General features: G+C 42.3%; 15 protein-coding genes and 1 pseudogene. 3 read left to right on the top strand and 13 right to left on the bottom strand.

Annotation, left to right across the window (positions count from 1 at the left end):
• Positions 1 to 107: 107 nt before the first annotated feature.
• The 3 genes from BN161_RS06740 (at position 108) to BN161_RS06730 (ending at position 5,073) form a co-directional block, all read left to right on the top strand.
• Positions 108 to 1,517 carry a hypothetical protein gene (locus BN161_RS06740; protein ID WP_044264211.1) on the top strand — a complete coding sequence of 470 codons (1,410 nt, stop codon included), beginning with the start codon at positions 108 to 110 and terminating at the stop codon, positions 1,515 to 1,517.
• A gap of 49 nt (positions 1,518 to 1,566) precedes the next feature.
• Positions 1,567 to 3,180: an OmpP1/FadL family transporter gene (locus BN161_RS06735; protein ID WP_044264208.1), complete on the top strand. Its 1,614-nt coding sequence runs from the start codon at positions 1,567 to 1,569 to the stop codon at positions 3,178 to 3,180.
• Between the two features lie 303 nt (positions 3,181 to 3,483).
• The gene (locus BN161_RS06730) at positions 3,484 to 5,073 is read left to right on the top strand and encodes a hypothetical protein (RefSeq protein WP_044264158.1); all 1,590 of its coding nucleotides are present in this window, start codon (positions 3,484 to 3,486) and stop codon (positions 5,071 to 5,073) included.
• A 138-nt stretch (positions 5,074 to 5,211) separates the two neighbouring features.
• Here the strand turns inward: BN161_RS06730 and BN161_RS06725 are convergent, their stop codons facing one another.
• The 13 genes and pseudogenes from BN161_RS06725 to BN161_RS06665 all read right to left on the bottom strand — a co-directional run bounded on the left by BN161_RS06725 (position 5,212) and on the right by BN161_RS06665 (position 20,486).
• A complete protein-coding gene (locus BN161_RS06725; protein WP_044264156.1) occupies positions 5,212 to 5,679 on the bottom strand; it encodes a nucleoside deaminase in 468 nt (155 codons plus the stop codon).
• Positions 5,680 to 5,721: 42 nt separating this feature from the next.
• Positions 5,722 to 6,129: a HepT-like ribonuclease domain-containing protein gene (locus tag BN161_RS06720; protein WP_044264154.1), complete on the bottom strand. Its 408-nt coding sequence runs from the start codon at positions 6,127 to 6,129 to the stop codon at positions 5,722 to 5,724.
• Positions 6,113 to 6,412 (bottom strand): annotated as a pseudogene (locus BN161_RS06715) (nucleotidyltransferase family protein); the annotation flags it as partial. The gene BN161_RS06720 and the pseudogene BN161_RS06715, both read right to left, overlap by 17 nt.
• A 120-nt stretch (positions 6,413 to 6,532) precedes the next feature.
• Positions 6,533 to 7,408, bottom strand: coding sequence for an outer membrane beta-barrel protein (locus BN161_RS06710; protein ID WP_044264150.1), 876 nt, complete (start codon positions 7,406 to 7,408; stop codon positions 6,533 to 6,535).
• A 34-nt stretch (positions 7,409 to 7,442) separates the two neighbouring features.
• Positions 7,443 to 7,886 (bottom strand): DUF6108 family protein, encoded by a 444-nt coding sequence (locus tag BN161_RS06705; protein WP_044264148.1) that lies wholly within the window; start codon positions 7,884 to 7,886, stop codon positions 7,443 to 7,445.
• Positions 7,887 to 7,910: 24 nt separating this feature from the next.
• Complete coding sequence (locus BN161_RS06700) at positions 7,911 to 8,327, bottom strand: hypothetical protein (protein WP_007215024.1); 417 nt, start codon at positions 8,325 to 8,327, stop codon at positions 7,911 to 7,913.
• Entirely contained in the window at positions 8,324 to 8,845 is a 522-nt protein-coding gene (locus BN161_RS06695; protein ID WP_044264145.1) for an RNA polymerase sigma factor, read from the bottom strand. Before BN161_RS06695 ends, BN161_RS06700 begins: the two co-directional genes overlap by 4 nt.
• A 149-nt stretch (positions 8,846 to 8,994) precedes the next feature.
• On the bottom strand, positions 8,995 to 10,635 hold the full coding sequence (locus tag BN161_RS06690) for a glycoside hydrolase (RefSeq protein ID WP_044264144.1): 1,641 nt from the start codon (positions 10,633 to 10,635) through the stop codon (positions 8,995 to 8,997).
• 11 nt (positions 10,636 to 10,646) lie between these two features.
• Entirely contained in the window at positions 10,647 to 12,860 is a 2,214-nt protein-coding gene (locus tag BN161_RS06685; protein ID WP_044264142.1) for an endo-1,4-beta-xylanase, read from the bottom strand.
• Between the two features lie 34 nt (positions 12,861 to 12,894).
• Positions 12,895 to 13,929: a DUF5627 domain-containing protein gene (locus BN161_RS06680; RefSeq protein WP_044264140.1), complete on the bottom strand. Its 1,035-nt coding sequence runs from the start codon at positions 13,927 to 13,929 to the stop codon at positions 12,895 to 12,897.
• 36 nt (positions 13,930 to 13,965) lie between these two features.
• Positions 13,966 to 15,723: a RagB/SusD family nutrient uptake outer membrane protein gene (locus tag BN161_RS06675; protein WP_044264139.1), complete on the bottom strand. Its 1,758-nt coding sequence runs from the start codon at positions 15,721 to 15,723 to the stop codon at positions 13,966 to 13,968.
• A 27-nt stretch (positions 15,724 to 15,750) separates the two neighbouring features.
• A complete protein-coding gene (locus BN161_RS06670; RefSeq protein ID WP_044264137.1) occupies positions 15,751 to 18,576 on the bottom strand; it encodes a SusC/RagA family TonB-linked outer membrane protein in 2,826 nt (941 codons plus the stop codon).
• 32 nt (positions 18,577 to 18,608) lie between these two features.
• The gene (locus tag BN161_RS06665) at positions 18,609 to 20,486 is read right to left on the bottom strand and encodes a RagB/SusD family nutrient uptake outer membrane protein (protein ID WP_044264134.1); all 1,878 of its coding nucleotides are present in this window, start codon (positions 20,484 to 20,486) and stop codon (positions 18,609 to 18,611) included.
• Between the last annotated feature and the right edge of the window lie 7 nt (positions 20,487 to 20,493).

Raw genomic sequence — 20,493 nt, 5'->3', positions numbered from 1 at the left:
AAATCCCTATAATCATTTGGGGAAATTCTCCTGTATGCGGTAAAATCCGTCGCTATCTTTGTGACGTGATAAAATGGATTAATGTAAAACCTATAAACCACACCCATATGAAAAAGATTGTTTTTTTATCGCTTTTTGCCTTGTGCCTCCCTTGGATGGTTTCGGCGCAGAGCATAGATGACGACCTTTACTACATCCCTTCTAAGGATAAGAAGGAAAAGAAGCAGGAGAAGAAAGTTACAAGCTCTGCTCCAGCGGAAGAAATTGTAGTAAAGTCGAATGCACCGACTACGGTTTATACGTCGCCGGGTAATACTACTGTTGTTGTACAGGATCGTAAAGGGAATACACGTGATGTAGACGAATATAACCGTCGTTATGATTCTCGTGAGAATGACTTCGTAATGGAAGACGATACCTTATATATTAAGGAAAAAGCAGTGCCCGATCCGGATGGTGAGTGGGTAAATGGCTTCGACGGTTCGGAAGATGATTATGAATATGCTATGCGTATCGTACGTTTCCGCAACCCGCGTTATGCCGTGAGCATCAGTAGCCCGTATTATTGGGATGTCGTTTACGGTCTGAATTCATGGGACTGGAACGTTTATACCGACGGAATGTATGCGTATGCTTTCCCGACTTTCTCTAACCGCTTATGGTGGGATTGGCGTTATAACTCCTACGGATGGGGAGGCTATCCTTATTACGGTTGGGGTGGATACTCACCTTATTATAGCTACGGTGGCTGGTCCTATGGCTGGGGCGGCTTCTACGGTGGCTGGAGTTGGGGATGGGGACATCATCACCATCATTATTATCCTGGCGGTGGCTGGTATCCCGGTGGCGGTGGACACTGGGGAGGTAACCATTGGGGCAACAATAATGTTTATACGAGCAGGCGTTCTTATGGAAATAGAGTGTCCTCGGGAAATCGTGTATCAGGTTCATCAACTGCACGGAGATCTTCAGGTTCTACAAGCGGATATCAAACAAGACGTAGTACTGGTTCAACAAGTGGAGAGGTGAGAAGAAGCTCTGGTACGAGTTCAACTCGCCGTGTGGTAGGGACCCGTGCTTCATCTGAACGTCCTGGAATGAGTACACGGACAGATGCTGCTTCATCACGTCGTTCAACATATACTCGTCCGAGTAGCACTCGTAGTGGTGCATACAATAGCAATGTGCAAAGTGTACGCAGTAGTAGCAATCGTGGTAATTCTGCGGTTCGTCCTTCCAGTACCAGTACACGCAGTAGTAGTACACGTAGTTCGTCAACTTATAACCGCGGTAGTTCATCTGCTCCACGTAATTATGACAATGGTGCTAGTACTCGTTCCAGTAGTCGTTCTTATGACTATAATCGTTCTTCTTCCAGCACTCGTTCTTCTAGTAGCTATTCATCAGGTGGCAGCTCACGCTCTAGCGGTAGCTATTCTTCAGGCAGTGGTGGAGGTTCTTCCCGTTCAAGTGGTGGTAGAGGCAGTTCTTCCAGCAGAGGTGGTGGAAGAAGATAAACAGATACGTGAATGTAATAATAGTTTTGAACTAGAAAGAACATTGATTATGAATAAGAAACTGACTTTAGTTGCCCTTTCATTGCTTGTCTCAATGGGAATGGGTGCACAGACTATATATGATGTTACAAAGATGACAGAGAAGGACTTGAATGGAACAGCTCGTTTTGTTGGTATGGGCGGAGCCATGGGGGCATTGGGAGGCGACATGTCTACCATTGCAACTAATCCTGCGGGTATAGGTATTTATCGTAGTAATGATGTTACTGCTTCATTTGGTTTTTCATCAACTGGAACAGAAAGTACATATGGTGGTAATACTTTCAATTCAAATAAGAACCGTTGGCAATTGAATAATGCTGGTTTTGTACTTTCTAATAAAATCGGTAATGAGACCACCTTGCGATATGTAAATTTCGGTTTCAGTTATAACCGTTCCAAATCATTTAATAAAACGACGTCAATGGAGGGATTGCTTAATCTGACACCTGACGGGCAGGTTGTTTCGCAAACATTTTTGATGGCTTCACAAGCTGGGGGAATGTTGGAAAATGGGTATGATATAAAATATATAGATGATAATGCTACTCCTAATAATAATGTATTTAATAATAATAATGTAGGTTGGCTGGCTGCCTTAGGATGGGGTGGTTCACTTTATGATCCCTTATATGAGGATGTGAATAATAAAGACAGATTGACAGGATTTGGTGCTTTTCTTCCCCAACCTTATAGTAAGTTCAGATCACGTGAAACTGGTGGGGTGGATCAATATGACTTCAATATTTCTTTTAACTTTAATGATAGGGTGTATTTGGGAGTAACCGTAGGTGCTTATGATTTGAATTATACCAAAAGTTCCATTTATAGTGAGGATTATGACACAGGAGAATATTATGACTTAAATAGCTGGACAAAGATTGACGGAACAGGATTTGATTTTAAATTGGGAGCAATCATACGTCCTTTTGAAACATCTCCTTTGCGTATTGGACTTGCAATACATACTCCTACATTTTATAAGTTGACCTTGGCTACTAATGTTTTTCTTGAGTCTGGTATCTATGGACAGAATGATAAGGGGGAAACAGAGTTTTATAAAACAACAGTAGATAGTTATGACTTTTTGGATAACAAAGATATGACTTATGATTATGAACTCCGTACTCCATGGAAATACAATCTAAGTTTAGGATATACAGTAGGTACAAATCTTGCTCTTGGTGCTGAATATGAATATCAAGATTATTCAAGTATTCGTCTTTACTATCCTGAAGGGGATGAGATGGGGTATGAAAATTCGACAATCAAAGAAATGCTGAAAGGAGTAAGTACACTCCGCATAGGTGCAGAATATAAGGTGATACCTGAGTTTGCTTTGCGTGCCGGATACAATTATAGCACGGCAGCATATAAAGACGGAGCATATAAGGATTTGCCGCTGAACTCTGTTATGACAGATACGGACTATGCTAATGCTAAATCCAAGAGTAATTACACCTTAGGCATTGGTTATCGCGGTTCATTAGTTTATGCAGATTTAGCGTATCAATATAGTACTTATAAATCAGATTTTTATGCCTTTGATGATGAATATCTAAATAAGACAAAAGTGACAAACACACGTAGTCAGGTGATATTTACTTTAGGTATGCGTTTCTAAAAGAATAACAATATAAGCAAATAACCTTTCATTGCAAATACCTTGTGTATTAACTAAATCCCTGAAGTCTTCATCATAGCACTTTGGGGATTTTTTATATTGCTATAAGTTGAGTGAAAGTTTATGTTGATATTTGTATAAATTACAAAAATAGTTGTATGTAATTGTTTTGTGATATCTTTCTTGCTGCTTTTGAATAAAATTCACCAAAAAATATATATATTTAAAATAAAAACATTATCTTTATAGCAGTTCTGCAGAATTAGATGAGACTTAATGTATTACTATTAAAAGATTAATATTATGAATATTAGATTGAAACAAGTAGGACTACTATTAGCTCTATTCATTGTAGGATCATGTTCTAATGATATGATTGAAACAAGTAATAATTCATCATTAATTGAAGAAAGTTATGATGAAATAGACCTAAACTCTTTAAAAAGTGAATTTTCATTTGCTTTGGCTAGAGTTCTTAATGAAAGTGAAGGCGTAAGAAAGCTTATAAAAGAAGAGGCGATAAAGCAGTTTGATTATGACTATGATGTTTTGTATATGTTAGTTAAAGATAAAAAGTTAAGCGGGGGAGGAACATTAGAGGAGTTTTTATCGAAGTATATGAGTAAAGAGAACTTGCTAGCTTTATATAAGGAAATGCCTACTTTGACTGTTTTTGTTCCCGTACTTCCTAATGATATCTTTTCGGCAGAAAAGTGGAATGTTGCTCAAGAAGTACCTTTTGTTGCTTATAAAAGTAAAGAGAATCAAATTCTTTTTGTAGATAATGCTGGAAAGGTAAATACTATTAAGAGTAATGAAATACCATCATTCCCTATTGTTGTCGTGAAACCGTCAGAAAGAGTTATATTGCAGTCTGCTTCAACGCGAAATTTTAAAGAAGCTAATGTTGTGCGTGCTGAAAATGGCTTGAATTTTGTGTTTGAATATGAGGAATTCAATAATCTTACTAAGGCGAAGACTAGAGTTTCTCCTTTGGATATTCCAACACGGCTTCAAAAAGTTTTTGATGCAAAGATATTTGCAGATCAGAATGGAATTTGGCAAAGGGATTATGTATATTATAATATTATGAAGAAAGATGGTAAAGGCGTTTTCCAAAAAGAAATATCAGAATGTGTATATTTTCTTGAGCTAACAGGAATCCCTGATGTTGTATACCATAGTCTTTCAGATCAAGGTGATGATCCGCATCATTATGACAAGCAACCTCAATCAACAAGAGAGCATCCGATTCCTAGAGGACCTGAAGGGTATTGGTATAATGGAAATTATGAATTTTTAGTGAAAACTTATGTTAGTAACAAGAATTTGGTTTCTGACGAGATAATAAAAGCAATATCAATTCCACCCTATGATTTATTTGAACTTGATTTACAAGCACAGGGAAACAGAATGCCTTATTTGGTTAAAGGAGTTAAAAGTATAAAAAGGTATTATTTACCAGAGCCTTTGCCTTTATTTGATTGGAATATTGAAGATTATTCAACTTCAATAAAGATTTCTATTATAGAAAAGGATCTACAGACAACGACTCAAAATGTGGTTGAAACTACTACTACTTTCGCTACTAATTTTGACTTTGATTTAGGTTTAGAGGAAAAAGTGAAGGTTGGAGCAAAATTTGGCACTTCTACTACAGTACAGCATCGAGTTTCTACTACGGTAACAACGTATTTAGATAGCGATGAATTAGGAGATGTGATTGTTAATTTTGGTGATGATATTATCATTAAGAATGAAATGGATAGTGTCGGTTTTACTTATTGTGGAAGACGTGGTGAATATCGTTGTCCTATTTATGAACCTGCTCTGAACCCTAAATATAATTCTGGATATTATAAACTAGGGATAATTCCTTTGGCGCAATACTAGATATAATAATTGTGTTTATGTTGTTTTGAGATAAAGAATGAATGTAAAATCCCTGAAGTTCTGTAAGGCAGACTCCAGGGATTTTACTGTTTTGTAATTCATTGGAATTTATACTCTTAACTTCTTGTTGATAGGTTCTTAATACTCTATTTTATCTTCTTTCTCGGCCCATGCTTCGAAAGCTTTGATGGCTTCATTGTGTAGCAATACTTCCGAGGGCAGTTTGCGGTCGGCAGGTTTTAAAGCGATTTCATCATATATGAAAGAGTCGTCGAAACCTATATTTTTGGCGTCAGTCTTGTTGTTTCCATAATACATTTTGTCTAGTCGGGCCCAATAGATAGCACCGAGGCACATGGGGCAGGGTTCACAAGAGGTATAGATTTCGCAACCACTGAGGTTGAAAGTTCCTAATTTGGTGGCTGCTGCACGAATGGCACTGACTTCGGCATGCGCTGTCGGATCACATGAGCATGTCACACGATTCGTTCCGGTAGCTATGATCTCTCCATCTTTGGCAATGACGGCACCAAACGGACCGCCACCGTTAGCGACATTCTCCGTGGAGAGCTCAATCGCTTTTCTCATAAGTTCTTCTTTGGTCATAATAAAAATGATTATTTATTTTCGGTATGATACAGATGATTCCTATTTTCCCAACTCTTTATCTCGTAGTCCGGCATCAATATCTGTGAGAATCTGGTGTAAACTAGCGAGTAGGGGAGGAAGTTCTTCACTGGTAATATCGAAGATCAATTCCGGATCTATTGAGAGATATTCATGTGAGATAATATTACGCATCCCTATAATTTGCTTCCATGGTGTTTCGGTATAATGAGAGAAAAGATACCCATGAGTGCGGTCATCTACTTGGCGAATTGTTTCACCGATAGTTTGCAGGCACATACAGGTCGAATTGAACAATACCATGCCATCGTCCGAATTGAGAAAATCTTGATAATTGCTTATCCGGGCGGTGGTTTTTATGACGAATGATGTTTGGCTTTCTACAAAGCGGAGCATATCTATTAATGCTTGTTTAGACGTAGATTGCATCTTGTTCAAGATTATGCCGGAACATTTGACGCATGTTCTCATGCAAGGTTATTAAATCAACTTTTGTATGAAAGAGGTGTTCTAATTCTTCCTTGATCGTCATATAGGCACGAAAGGTGGTTTTGCGTAGTTTTACGCAAACATCAATATCACTGTTCTCCCGTTGTTCTCCACGGGCAGCGGAACCAACAAGAGCAAGACTCTCAATGCCGTACTTGTCAGCGGTTGTTTGCTTGAACTCGTGCAGGATGGCGAGAATTTCATTAGTTGTTTTCATTCTATTTTTCCTTTCTTGCTGTTAAAGGAGTAGCGATACAAAGATACAATTCTATATAGACAAAAACAAGCCCGCCCCACAGTTTTTGTTGCGAGGCGGGAAATGAATTATTAACGTTTTATGCTGTCACCAATACCAACCTATGCCTATAGAAGCCGGATAGAGCTCGGGTCCTTTATTCTTTTCAAACAGAGAAGTGAGAGCGAAACGGGCATTGAACCCCAAGCAACCATAACCAGCCTGTAGCAGCAGATTCATGCCAAGCGGATGGGTATTCAGCTTGCTACTCAAAGTATGTTTCTTATCATCATATTTGGCTCTGGATTTAACTCCTACACGCCATTCCACTTCCGGACCAGCGGCAATGAAAGCACGGCGACTGCCGAATTTGGTTTGCCATTCCAGACTGACAGGCAGACGGAAAGCCCAATAGCGCAGCCAACTCTTTTGGTAATCCACATCTTCGGCTTGCTGGCAAACGGTGATGCCGTCTACTTTTTCAAAGCCGTAATTGTCATCCAGTTTATAGACGATACGTGCTAAACCGAGGGTGGTGGTCAATCCCCAATGATTGTTACGGGTTATGGCAACTCCGGTATTAAACAGATTGATACCCCATTCCCAGGATTTCGAGCCAAGTTGAGGTACTTTGGCAGAGTACTGAAATGTATTGCTTGCCAGTTTGTTGAAGCCGAAATAGATGGCGGGGTAGTGAGGATCAAAGCGGTAATAGCCTTTTTTCTTCTTCACGAAAGGTACGGAAACCGTTGTGGTTCGTTCAATGCTGCGGCCGTCCAGATACACACCTTCAAATACTTGGGTGTTTTCGATGGTGTCATTGTCGGCTTTCGCCTCATACATTTTCACTTTGATTTTGCCATCATGTTCTTTAATGATGATCTTCCGTCCATTGAGATAGAGAGTTGTATCTTGCGGGATGCTTTCTTGTGCCACGACTGTCATGGAAGTCATGATGAGGAATAAAAAGAAAATTCGTTTCATAAGTTTTATTATTTGTGATTTATAAATTTCAGAATTAATCTTTGCTGAATATCAGTGTGACAAGGTCGTCACTGTCTATTTCGCCTTCGATATAGATAAGTGTGGCTTCTCCCTTCTTACCGAGTCGGAATAAGATGAAGCGGTTTATTTTATCCTTTACCGGAGGTAACTGGTAGTATCCCGATTGAATACGTCCGTCTGTCACCACTTCTTTTATTTTTCTGGCATGTTCCCGGTCGGATTCCAGACACCGGTAGATATCCGGTAATGCTTTTTCTGCCTTTGCCAGTTTCAGGCTTTGGTAATGGGTGATGTCCCAATTCTTGGATAACATTTTGGACAGTTCCACGTAAGTGGCCCCTTTCTCATTGCCGTATTTCTGAAATACGGATGCTATTTGCAGTCCTTTTTGGGCATACATGCCGATACTGAACAAGAGCAGCAGGCAGCATAGCAGGGTATGAGTGAACTTTTTCATAATTGTATCTATTAGTTCTTTTTATTATTCAAACATCAGATCAAGCACTTCATCTTCCGTAGTTCGCATATCTCGGAAAGCAGCAAGGGCTTGTTCATGCACCAGGTTTGCATCCGTGTATTGCTTGCCGTCGATAATGACGTAATTTTCCGGAGTGGGGTGAAGGTATCGCTGCGTACCGGCAATGCCGATCACTAATAAAATTCCGGCTGCTATTCCTCCCGCTGTGTAAATAAAGCGACGGCGGAAGGAAGGCTTTTTAACAGGAGCACTTTCTTGTCGGAATGCTTTTGCTTCCTGATCCAGGCAGACAAACAAGGGACGATATACTTGTAACGATTCCGGTACATTTTCTTGCGTGAAGAAACTGCGTAATTCGCGTTCTTCCTCACATGAGGTCTGTCCTTCGAAATAGCGGTCTATTAATTCTTCTATCTTCATACTTGTTTCCTCCTTATTTTTTCTTGTACGGTTTGCAGGTAAATTTCTCTCACTTTCTTTCGCGCTCTCGACAGGTTACTTCGGATGGCTTCCGGATTACAGCCTGTGATATCGGCGATCTCTTCCGTTTCATACTCCTCGATGTCTTTCATCCGCATGATGGTGCGCTGCAAGGTAGGCAATGAATTAATAATTTCATGCATCAGACGGATCTCGTCTTTTATCTCAAGCAACCGTTCCGGTGTTCCACTGGGAGTGGCATCCTGTACATACTCTAACGGTACGCTGGCGGTATGCCTGGTGCGCCACATATCCATGCAGAGATTATGTGTCATGGTCATGGCGAATGCTTCAATGTTGCGGTACTGTTCCAGTTCAAGTCTTTTGTTCCATAGCTTGAGCAGGACTTCTTGTACGGCATCTTCTGCATCGTCCGGACTTTCGGTCAACTTCCGCGCATAATTCAATAGCTTATTGCGGAGGGGTAGAACGGATATTTTAAATTGTTTGAGTTCCATTTACATTACTAAGACGAACGTGTAAAGCGAACGTGACATCAAAAATAAAAAAAAGTGTTGCACAAAGCAATTTTTTGTTTTGCTTTGGCAACACTTACCATTTGGGGAGAATATGAACTACTTGAGTGGTTCCATATCACTTCATGCAATTATAAGGTCAACCGGACAGAGACTATGCTGTTACCGGACAACAGTACATATACACCCTCACCAGATTCCAGCATCTCAGTACTGATAACTTCCATATTTTTGTTTTCATTGGTTTCAACGGCACTTGCACGCTTCATTCCTGCCAACGGTATTTCTATACACTGGGTGGCTCCAGTGAAATTCAGCAATACAACCGTTACTTCATTTCCAGTTTCATTGATGTAGGCTGTGGCACATATTCCTGTATTATTCGTGACAGCTTTAATACGGGTAGTACCTGTGGCGTACTGCGCGTAATGGGCCATGATGTAACCATTCTTAGCAATTTCACCTTCACCCACCGGGCTGCGCTTGTCATTATCGCCCATCAATCCATAGAAACGCTTTAAATACCAGTATACGTATGCACTGCAATAGCCCTCCATACACATGTGGATTTCTTTGCCAAGATGGTTGAGGCAGTATTGCCACTTTTGGAATTCCCATGCTGACGGATCATCTGATTTTTCTCCGTCATTAAAGAGATGTTCCGTCATCCACCAGGTCTTTCCATGGATGCGAGGATAGAGACCGCAGATGTAATCGTGACGATTTTTGACGTATCCATTATCCAGGTCTGTAAAACCTTGATAAAGATGTCCTGCAATAATATCGGTCTGTGCAAATGCTCCGGCATCATTGATTATCGGATCCGTGTATTCGGGCGGTGTACCACATGCTTCGGGAGACATCAGTCTGACTCCGGTTTCACGGATTTTGGCACCGTATTGCTTCACAAAATCTACCACTTCCTGAGGTGTCCAGTAAGTAAAGTCCATATCCGGTTCGTTCTGAACAGATATGGCATAAAGATCTACTCCATTCTGTTTCATGAAATTGATATAACGGATAAGATGATCGGCGTATGCTCCATAGTTTTCTTTTTTGAGATGTTTTACTTCTTTGCCGTTCACCTTGATTTGCTCGGAGAGAGCATCTGTACAGTCCCACGGACATGCAAAAACTATTGCTCCATTGGCCTGTGCCGCTTTAGCCGCTTCGACATCAGCATTCCAATCAGATTCGTTGGGATAAACCATCAGGCGAAGGATGGAGTAGCCCAATCCGCCTTCACCATACATTTGGTCTAATTGCCGGTCAGAAATGAGGTTTCCGCCACACCAAATTTTAGGATTGTACATTCCACCGAATCCTGCTATCGGCTGATATTTTACCGTAGGGTCAATATTAAGTGTAACAGACTTGAAGGCCGGTTCCTGCTCTATCAATAAATCAGTAGTCTGCTTGTTGGTTAGGTCAGTAATGTGAATAGTCTGTGTACGTTGTTTCATTGAAGCGTTAGCATTGCAAACCACTTGGATTTTTGTGTACTGCTTTTCTCCATCACTGCTTCCACCTGACATCGGAGTTATACTTTTTACAATATCTCCCTGTTCGAAGGTTATCTCCCAGGAGGTTTTTGCCCACTCTATAACGACCTCCGTCTGATTTTCACCGGCACTCACTGTAATTGACTTTTTTAGGAAGAGCGCATATGCGCCCTTCCCGCTATCATCAGTCTCCGCATTATTATTATCAGAGCATGCCCAACATGACATTCCCATCAGAAAAATGCATAGATTTCTAATAAATAGTTTCATTATACTTCGGGTTATTTCAATCCTTCAACTATTCCTTCATACATTCCATTTCGATTGTATCCCGAAGTCCAGGGGCAAATCTTGTTACCGGTACTGGTTTCGGTCATACTTGAAATGGATATGCCATATTGCTTGTCCGATGCGATAGTTTTCCGATATTCTTTCATGATGAAAGCTATATAGTTGGCTGCGGCACTCCGTTCATCAGCGGTCAGTTTACCGGTCTGGATGAACTTACCCTCTGTATCTTCCACCATCATGCTGAGGTCGGATACACGTATCAGTTTACCGGTCTGTGCCAGCTTGTCGAACAATTCGGAAATCATCTCTTCATTGGCTTTCTGGGAAGTGGCATCTTTGGAATAAACCGCATGAAGAAGGATGTTGTATCCGTCAATACGGGTTACATCATCTGCTTCCCAGGATTTTACCAATGCAATCAATTCATCGGCTTTCTGTCCCATCTCATCAGATTGATTGAAAGTATTGCTGACGAAGAGGTTAAGATCAATTTTCGCTGTGTCACGAGCCTGTTTCACGGCTGTACGTGCATATTCTACTTCGCCCAAGTATTCACCCCAGTTGAAGGTGTTGGCATCCATGGTCTTGTCAAGTGGTTCGCCTACAATATTCCATACTTTTACAGATTCACCACCGGCATTTACTATACCACCGATCCATTTATTCATCTCTTCCGTGAAGATGTTCTTTTTCTCTTCGGGAGTTTTCTCGATGATGGTATCATCGGCTTTCCAGTGAAGGTTGATATTATCGATGTAAGCATGCCACTCGGCAGAGCCTGAACCTACGGCCAGTTCTATCTCGGTCAAATCCTTCATGGAATTGGGAATAGCGATCTTTCCCTTACCCGTTTCTTCACCTTCTTTCAGGAATGTGATATAAATTTTGTCTCGTCCCCATTTGTCAGCTTCACAACCGAAGTTGAACGGTCCATAGCCACAGTTGAATTCTTGCCCGTTAATCACTACCCGCATGCCGTCACCCCAGCCACCTTTACCATCTATCAGGTACATGTCGAGCGAAAGGCCTATGTAGTCACCTAACGTTCTTCCGTTTTGCAATTTTACTGTGAATTTAGGATAAGATCTATTGCAAGGAGTAGCGGCTGTACCTACATGTAGCACTTTGCCACTGCCTTCAGGATCATCTTCTATTATTGCTTGATTACCATTAGTCATCGGATAAGACGTGCCAAGTTCATCTTTTTTAAAATCGATTTTAGTAACACCTGTTCCGGGAAGCTCATAATTCATCACGATATTGTCGAGGAAGTATTGTGCTCCTCCGGAGGCAGAACCAACGGCAAGTTCAAATTCAGTAAGCCCTTTCATTTCATTCGGCAGGATGAAGCCTGGAGCTGTGGCGCTATTTAAGCTGATGACCGCTCCACGATTCCAAGTGTTGGGATTACAACCGAAAGTTTTAGCATTCATGCCAACGTTGAACTCTTTTCCATTAATAAAGACTCTCATACCGGCTCCATATATACCGTCTTCGTTTACAATACGCATATCAATGGTCAGATTGACGTAATCGCCCAGTTTTCGACCTTCCGGTAACTTGACGTTGAACTTAGGATGTGAATAGGCAGCTTTGTTATCGTCGGTACCTACATGCAGTGCTTTACCACTCTTCCCATCAGGGTCGTTTTCTACCACAGCCTGACTTCCTCCGGTCATACCGTAAGCTTTACCTAGTTCATCATTCTCGAAGTCACAAATCACAGTTTTACCTTTTTCGGGTACGAAGGGAATAATGATGGGTTGGATTAGTTCATTATAGTAAGCGGTGCATTGTCCCTGGTTGGAACAAAGTGTACCGCCATAAACTGTTATGTCAGTTCCTTTAATAGCGTCGAATACTAATTGCATTCCGCCAAAATCGTAAGAGCCATCCTCTTTCAAAGAGTTGGAGGTAGTGAAGGAACCGCCAATATCTACACCATCAAAATTGCTAAGTATGGTGCTGTAAGCAATGTCTTTCTTTAAAAAGTCTGTTGAAGACAAGTTTGCCGTAAACTTGAACGGAGAACTGGCATCGCGGGTAATGTACGATTTCAGCAAATCAAAGCTGGCCAGGTATTCGCTGTTGGCCACTTCTTCAGGCTTTTCTACCTGAAGGTTGCAGTCATACTTATCGGTGCATGCCATAACCGTTACACACATCATGGCAATACCGATTATCTTATGATTAAAGTATTTCATGTTTTCTTTGTTTAAACGTTTATACAAGATAATACTATCTTATTTCTATCTCAAATGACTTGCCACCTTGTACGGCACGACTGCTTAACACCAACGTATCTTTGGTGGCGTACTGCATGTTTTTGGTTTTAAAGTCAATTGTATAGTCCAGATAGATAGCATTACGATCTTTACCGCCAAGGCTGTTCTTTTCGCCCTTCTTCACAAATTTACCGGTACCGGAAATGATGAAATCGTCGGAAGTACTACCTACTGTGCAATTACCATCTTCGGTAAAAGTCAAGCTGAGGTTGTAATTGAAAAGATTACCTTGCGCGTCCTTGGTTGATAAGGATAGAATATTGTCTTTCAGGCTTTCAGTTGTAATATTTACTTTCTCATCCTTCTCTACATATTGCTGATGGCGTACCAATTGCGAAGGAACGCCGTTTATCACAGCTTGATCCACTCCACGACGCAGGTACTCACCATGCCAGGGGTTGACATACTTTACAGCATAGAGTACAAAATTCTTGGGTTGTACACTCCAGTCGCCACTATTTGTCAACATGGGGTTTGCTACGACTGCCTTACCCTGAAGGATGGAGTCTGCACCCTGTACGCCTGTCATCTTCAGAGGAATCACGTAATAATTATCAAGAGTCTTTTTATCGGCAAAGAATGCATCGGTAAACTGTACTTCCACACCACCTATAACTTCACCCTTGGGAATATTGATCTGGTTAGCGGCCAGGGTGTAGTAGGAGGTGGGCATAGGGGTAACAGGAGTGTTACTTCCTTTGAAATAGAGGTTTTCGCAAAGCGATTCATCTACCTGAGTATCAATAATTACATTCTTGCGGTTGGTATAACCACCACCCCAAGCAGCTTTAATGGATACTTTGTGCTGATTATCTAAAGAGTTATCGAGGAATTCGTCTTCTCCCAATTCAATGGTACGCAAACCATATTGATTGGCAAAATATACAGTTTGATAATCGAAGTCGGAGAATTCATTGTCAGAGCTTTCGCACGCGGTGAAAGACAAGAGTAATGAAGCCAGTCCGATATATGCTAATTTCTTTTTCATATCATGCTATTTTATTAATAGTGTTCACAATTTTGTTTATTTCCATCCTTTATTCTGGATGAGGTTGCTGTACTTCAGTATCTCAGAGTTGGGGATAGGGCAACAGTACATATAATCTTCATACGAACGTTCTTCCACGGTTATCTTCTGATAACTGTTACCATTCCAGCTAATGCCATATACCGGTTCGTTCAAGTCGGCTTTCCAGCGACGGAGATCCCAAAAACGGAATCCTTCGAAGCAGAGTTCCAATCGACGTTCGTTGCGGATCAATTCACGCATTTTGTCTTTGCTGGCAGCGCATGCTTCCAGATAGGCATCATTGGTACCACCTATGCCGGCACGTTTCCGGATGGCTTTGATTACATCGTAAGCGGAGTAATCTCTGCCGTTGGCATTTTGGGGTCCCCAAGCTTCATTGGCTGCCTCAGCATAATTCAGGTACATTTCAGTATAACGGATACGGGGTGTGTAATGCGGCTGTTTGGAAATGGATGCCGGATTACAGTTCACATCCATGCGCAAGCGTTTTCTCATGTAATAGCCTGTTCGGGTCGAGCGGTTCTCAGTCACGTTGACACCATCCTGATTTCCCTCATTAATATTGATGGTTACATTCTTGTCGCTGATTGTACTTCCATTGTAAAAGATGTATTTGCCCAAACGGGGATCGCGTCCTGCATAAGGATTGTTGGCATCGTATCCGCTGGCTGCGTCACTGATGGGGTATCCATTGTCCATGGGGAATACATCCACTAGATTTTGTGACGGATTCATGTAACCGTTACCATACAAACTAGGTGGAAAATTTTGTGATTCCTGGTCGTTATCACCACTTCCTTTGTTTCCTCTCCATAAAATTTCATTTGGATTGGCACCGTCCTGAATTGTATTTACAATAGTGGGTGAGTAATATTCCACTCCGTCGGATGCTAATCCTGATAGACCTCCTTTGTAGTCTATTACAGCAGCTGCGGCATTAGCGGCATCTGCCCATGTGGCAGCGTTGGAAGCATCTTCAAAGAAGGGACTGGCAGCCAGTACGGCTGTGCGTGTACGGAAGGCACGGGCTATGATTCCGTTATACAACTGACGTGCTTTGGCACCCATAACGGTGTTGTATTTACCGACGTCTTGTGTGAGACTCTGGAAATCTGCAGGAACGCTTCCTGAAACATCTTCATACTCATAAGGAAGTCTTTTCTCTGCTTCGGAAAGATCATTGTAGATTTGTTCTACACAAGCCTGAAACGAAGCACGCGGTTGATTGAAATCCGATTCTATTGTCTGAGGTTCTGTAAATATGGGTACACCGAGCAGTTCGCCATTTGCACCAAAACCGGCATGGGCACGAAGCAGATAAAAATAGAACATCCCACGGAGTCCGTAAGCTTCGCCAGTGAGGCGTTGCGCAAACAATTTGTTCAGTTCTTCATCATCCGACCATTTTACGCCTCCCACATTCTCCAGGAAGAGGTTGATGTATTGAATGGCACCGTAGGAATTGGTCCACTGATTCTGTGGATTATATGAACTTGTAGTCCAGGCACCGGTGGCCATTTGCAGATACACATTACTTGGCTGGTTGGTTACGGCGTCATCCGTGCCATACTCGCTGTTATCGTAATAGCCCGGAATCAGACTGTATACATTGTGCAATATTCCCCGTGCGTATTCCGCATCGTTGTACATGTTTTCCACGCCTTGGAAATTTTCGATGGCTGGTGAAAACAAATCATCACAACCGGTGAGCATCAGGGCACCTATTATAAAAGGTATAATTTTCTTTTTCATAATCTTCTTCTTTATTAATCAATAAAATCAGAATGCAGCCTTGAAACCTGCATAGAAGTTACGGCATTGAGGGGAACCGGTACTCAGCTCCATATGCTTCCGCTCTTTAGAGATGGTAAGCAGATTGCTACCTCCGCAATAAACACTTAAACCACGAACAAACGTTCCTTTGAAAGTATTTTCAGGGAAGTCATACGTCAACTGCACTTGGTTCAGGCGGAAATAGTTACGCTTATACATCCAGAAAGTGGAATTGCGGTAGTTATTGTCACCATTGGTGGTGGTCAGGCGTGGGTAGGTGGCCACATCCTTTGTATCTTCGGTCCAACGTCCCCATACCACTTCTGAGAATTTGCTCGTACCGCGGTTCCAGTAGTAGGAATTGCTTTTAAAGTCTACAGAGCCGGTTTGACCTGATCCCATGGCAAATAGCGAGAAATTTTTCCACTTCACAGTTAAGTTCAATCCGAAGGAGAAAGGAGGAGCTGACCAACCGTTCTTTCCTAATTCAATTTGGTCCTTGCTGTCGATTACACCATCCTCGTTAATATCTTTGTACTTCAGGTCACCGGGCTTTACCGTACCAAATGTTTGACGGGCATGATTGTCTATGTCAGTCTGATCCTGGAAGAAACCTTCGCATACATAACCATAGGAAGCATCGAGTGCACGACCTTTGCGATACTGGTAATCTTCGTCGTAAAGTTCGTCACGTTTCAGAGCTTCGGAGGAGTACACCATACCATTGAAACCGAGTGTTACGTCAAAGTCGCCGAATTTCTTGTTGGCACTCAGCGCGAAGTCAAAACCACTGCGTCTGTCCTCGTTATAATTGATCCAGGGCATGAAAGTGGAATTGCTGCTTAAAGCAAAATAGGAAGGATAGATAGAAGATGAACCTTGGGTGAGCAAGCCTTTCGTATCTTGTCTGAAGTAATTCGCATTTATTTTCAGCAGACGGTTGAACAGTGTGGCATCAATGCCGGCACGGAACTCCTCACGTGTGATGAAACCCAGATTGGGGTTATCACCGCGCTTGGAAGCCGGAGTCCATCCGCCGGCTGTTCCATCATGCCATTGTACATAGAAGCCTTCGTTTGTTCTTTTGGAGAAAGTGCCTTTATACAGATAATAGTCGGTGATATCGAGATCCTGATGCAGGTTGGCATAAGAAGCTGTGATTTTCAGATCGTCTATAAACTTTACATTCTCCATAAACTTTTCTTTGCTGATCCTCCACCCCAAAGTGACTGACGGAGAGAAAGCGTTACGCTTGCCTTCGGGTAATTTGGCCGAATGGATCACGGCACCACTGAAATCGGCATAATATTTATGATTATAATTATAGGATGCCCGTAAGCCTAAGTTCACATTACTGGTACGGTGATAATCACTGCTTTCATGGTTTTCGTCAGCAGAATTCTGCGTTTGATAACCCCAACCTATGAATGTGGCTGCTACGTTGTGGTATTTTGCGAAAGTGCGGGCATAGTCAAACTGTGCACTGAACGTCATGGTCTGATCATAAGTGGACTTCCCGACGTATTCATTGGGATCTTTTTTGTCTTCATTGTGTTTCTTCAAGGCAATAATCATATCTTTACCATTCACCTGAGACCATGTAGGTTCATAAACGGCGTAGGTCTCGCTGAAAGCTTCCGAATAGTAAGAAGTATAGTCTACACTATAAGAAGTCTTAAACGTCAGGCCTTTCAAGAAAGAACCCAGATCGGCGGCAAGGCTGACATCGAACATAAACATACGTGCCTTTTCCTTAACATATCCGGCAGCCAGAAGATCAGCAAAAGGATTGGTCATGTCGGAGGAAGTTCCTCCAAGCAGATATTTGCCGTCAATCAGGTGATTACTGTTGGTAATATATTCCTGTATTTGAGCGACGCTGGTATCCATCATGTCGATGGGTAATAGCGGAGCAAACCAGTTGGGACGCAAGGTGGATGCGGTTCCCCAAAAGTTTCCGCGACCTGCATACTGATTGGTAAAGACAACTGCCGCATTGGTAGTAGCCTTTAGCCATGAGGCAAGTGTCATGTCTACGTTACCGCGTACATTGAAACGCATATTGTAGGCATTCTTTGATTCACCATATTTCAGCAGATCGTTACTATAATCCATACCGAAATTCAGGTAATAGTGTGTGCGATCATTACCTCCATATACTTCACCTGTCACATCTGCATTATAATATGCCTTTTTCAGATAGTCCGAACTATAGAAATCAATATTCGGATAACGATAAGGATTGGTTCCCATGGCAGTGTTGTAGATATCTGATGCGCTGTATTTGGGGGACACCCCGTCATTACGGCAAGCTTCATTGTAAAGGGTCATGTAGCAGTCTGAATCCAAATATTTTGGATAAGATTTGGGAACATTAATGCCTGCATTGCCCCGTACGTCGATGCGCATCGGTTCATTTTTACCGCGTTTGGTAGTGATCAGGATAACACCCTTTGCTGCACGGCTACCATAAAGTACCACGGCAGCAGCATCTTTCATTACCGAAACACTTTCTATTTCCGAAGCGCGTACATTACTTGCACTGCGGGGTACTCCATCCACAAGGACAAGTGCTTCTTGCCCCCATACGTTACCGGTGTATCCACTTATCAGACTTTCCAGTCCAACTAAGCTACTGGAACTATTTACTTTTTGGGTCAGTTCGGACGTGTTGACCGTAGAAATGGCATGCGTCAAGTCTTCCTGGGCAACCGTACCGAAAGCCACATTCACCAGGCTATCTTTGTTTTCTTCTTGCGCCTGAATACCTCCTGCATAAAACAGAGACATGGCGAAAACAGTACAGCCAATATATATAAACTTTCTATTCATTTTTTGCGTCATTATTAGTTAATACGTCAAGATTACCATCCGGGATTCTGGTAGAACCCTTCATACATGCTAACATCCTTTTTAGGGAGTGGATACCAATAGTGTCTGTCGGTATATTTACGCTCAAGCAATACTACTTCACGCAAGTTCTTGATAGCATTTTCTTCCGGTTCGTCATAATTATAGTCACTAGGATCGGCACGGTCGAACTCAATCTTGGTCTTCAGTGTGTAAGGATATTGGGTGAGAAGCATCCAGCGGCGAAGGTCGGCAAAACGGAAACCTTCGAAGGACAGTTCCACGGCGCGTTCACGGCGTAATTCGCTCAGGAAGTCAGCAGTACTACCTAGGAACTTGTCGAGTACGGGAGCTACCCCGGCACGTTCGCGGATCTTGTTCAATGCCTCTTCGGCTGTGAGTGCGTAGGTAGCAGCTTTACCCTTCGGACCGTTGTAGCCTACAGCTGTAGCTTCAGCATACATCAGATATACATCTGCCAGGCGCATAAGGCTGAGGATCATGATATTGTTTTCTTTATAACCGTCAACCGTATTCATCAATTGCGGACAGAGTTTGCTGTTCATATAGGCTGTGAAGCAGCCTTTCTTTTCATTTGCTTCTTCACTCTCTCTACCTCCGGTGAAAAGTTCTGCCGTTCCACCTGCACCACCGGTACTTTTCCACTTCACACCGTCGAACATGATGGTTTTATAGAAGCGTGGGTCGCGGTTTTTCCAGGGATGTGTGGGATCATAGCCTGATTCGGCATCTGCCTTTGTCATGTCATTAATCGGGTAACCGTTCTGCATGCCATAGTAGTTTACATAGTTGGCGGTAGGATAGCATTTAATACCGGAATACTCAATGGATTGAGGTCGGAAGTCGTTAACCATATTCCAGCGCCAGCGTCCACTATAATCCTTGATATTCTCCATAAAGATGGACTCTTTTACTCCGTTCAGCTTGCCGCTTGAGTTATGCAACAGAAAGATGTCATTATATTTGGAGAAGTCAGCCAGTTCGTAACGGTTGGTCGATTCGGTGAGGGCAAGGGCTTGTCCGAGAGCATCGGCACCTCGTTTGCACAACTCTGCATTGTATTCCTTTGTACCTCCGGAAGCCCAGTTCATCAACGGGCTGCCTGCCCAAAGCAAGGTCTTGCCTTTATAAGCTAAAGCCATGATACGGTTGATACGCATATTGTTTTTGCCTAAAGTCACTTTACCGGCGGTGGTTGCATCCCAATCAACAGGAAGTAGGCTGGCTGCATGTTCAAAGTCGGCTACGCATTTTTCCGCACATTCTTGCCATGTAAGACGGGCTAACGTGGGAGCTACATCCGAAGACAACACTGTATCAATATACGGCATGCCGCCCCACCATTCCATTAGCATAAAGTGGTACCATGCGCGGAAGAAGTAAAGTTGTCCTTCTATGAGATTGCGTTCTTCCTCGGTGGCGCTTATCAGATTGCCGAGGTTGGCGATACCGATATTGGCTTTACGGATGGCATACCAGGAGTTGGCCCATAAGTGACCTTTATCAGTTCGGTTGTTTGAACCTGCCGAGCCTTGATTGTTCGGGTAACCATAGTAAACAGTAGTCCAGGCCCAGAAGTCTCCGTTGTCCACACTACGGGCTTGCATACGCATTTCCTGTGGTTCCCAGTATTCATCTTCACCATAGTTGAAGCAAGTATGTCCGGCATCTTTGTTGTTTGAAACTACCGGGATACAATTATAGAGTTCTTCAGTGAAACCCTGAAAGTTCTTAAAATTCTTGTAAGGGTCATTATCCTGGTAGTCACTTTCCGGAGCTTTATTCAGATAGTCTGTACATGAGGTCATCCCCATTATGCCAGCCATTGCAATAGCCGACATCATAAATAGTTTATTTATATATTTATTCATAATTATC

It is taken from the genome of Bacteroides timonensis (assembly GCF_000513195.1).
GTDB lineage: Bacteria > Bacteroidota > Bacteroidia > Bacteroidales > Bacteroidaceae > Bacteroides > Bacteroides timonensis.
Note: the sequence above shows the minus strand (reverse complement) of the source record. Positions and strands in the feature narration are given on the sequence as shown.

Coding starts and splice junctions, on each gene's coding strand:
- BN161_RS06735 (WP_044264208.1), top strand. CDS start 1,567: ATGAATAAGAAACTGACTTTAGTTGCCCTTTCATTGCTTGTCTCAATG.
- BN161_RS06675 (WP_044264139.1), bottom strand. CDS start 15,723: ATGAAAAAGAAAATTATACCTTTTATAATAGGTGCCCTGATGCTCACC.
- BN161_RS06700 (WP_007215024.1), bottom strand. CDS start 8,327: ATGAAGATAGAAGAATTAATAGACCGCTATTTCGAAGGACAGACCTCA.
- BN161_RS06710 (WP_044264150.1), bottom strand. CDS start 7,408: ATGAAACGAATTTTCTTTTTATTCCTCATCATGACTTCCATGACAGTC.
- BN161_RS06730 (WP_044264158.1), top strand. CDS start 3,484: ATGAATATTAGATTGAAACAAGTAGGACTACTATTAGCTCTATTCATT.
- BN161_RS06665 (WP_044264134.1), bottom strand. CDS start 20,486: ATGAATAAATATATAAATAAACTATTTATGATGTCGGCTATTGCAATG.
- BN161_RS06685 (WP_044264142.1), bottom strand. CDS start 12,860: ATGAAATACTTTAATCATAAGATAATCGGTATTGCCATGATGTGTGTA.
- BN161_RS06690 (WP_044264144.1), bottom strand. CDS start 10,635: ATGAAACTATTTATTAGAAATCTATGCATTTTTCTGATGGGAATGTCA.
- BN161_RS06725 (WP_044264156.1), bottom strand. CDS start 5,679: ATGACCAAAGAAGAACTTATGAGAAAAGCGATTGAGCTCTCCACGGAG.
- BN161_RS06740 (WP_044264211.1), top strand. CDS start 108: ATGAAAAAGATTGTTTTTTTATCGCTTTTTGCCTTGTGCCTCCCTTGG.
- BN161_RS06680 (WP_044264140.1), bottom strand. CDS start 13,929: ATGAAAAAGAAATTAGCATATATCGGACTGGCTTCATTACTCTTGTCT.
- BN161_RS06720 (WP_044264154.1), bottom strand. CDS start 6,129: ATGCAATCTACGTCTAAACAAGCATTAATAGATATGCTCCGCTTTGTA.
- BN161_RS06670 (WP_044264137.1), bottom strand. CDS start 18,576: ATGAATAGAAAGTTTATATATATTGGCTGTACTGTTTTCGCCATGTCT.
- BN161_RS06695 (WP_044264145.1), bottom strand. CDS start 8,845: ATGGAACTCAAACAATTTAAAATATCCGTTCTACCCCTCCGCAATAAG.
- BN161_RS06705 (WP_044264148.1), bottom strand. CDS start 7,886: ATGAAAAAGTTCACTCATACCCTGCTATGCTGCCTGCTGCTCTTGTTC.